Here is a 454-nt window from a genome sequence, read left to right as displayed (position 1 = left end):
TTGTGGAGACGATTGTAAACGATTTCGGACGTGTGGACATCCTCGTCAACAACGCCGGCATCACGCGCGACGGTTTGATGATGCTAAATGTCTGGTTTTATGGCATTTTTCTCTACCTGTTTCTGACCAAAACCAAGCATATCAAGTGGATTATCATTTCGCCAACCGTCCTTTTGCTGCTCGCCTCCATTGGTCCGTGGCGCGTTTCAAACATCACTAAACACGTCATTTCCAACGACTTGGAAACGACGCTACAGCAAATGCCGTTTTTGAACAATGGCAAACTGTCACGCACCACTTCCAAAACCCACATTGATAGATTGGACAAAACAGTGCGAGACCGAATCAAAGACCCGCTTAAATACCTGGCAGATAACTACGGCATGGCGAGCATACAGCCCTTTTTCGCGGAAAATTTGAATGACGGTTACATCTTTCCCATTCTGAACGATTT

1 pseudogene is annotated in these 454 nt (G+C 46.0%); it reads left to right on the top strand.

Annotated elements, in window-relative coordinates:
• Positions 1 to 454, top strand: a pseudogene (locus ASC50_RS04580) (hypothetical protein); the annotation flags it as partial.

The organism is Candidatus Symbiothrix dinenymphae (assembly GCF_001431085.1).
The sequence above is the reverse complement of the archived record's forward strand: the minus strand, read 5'-3'. Positions and strand labels throughout refer to the sequence as shown.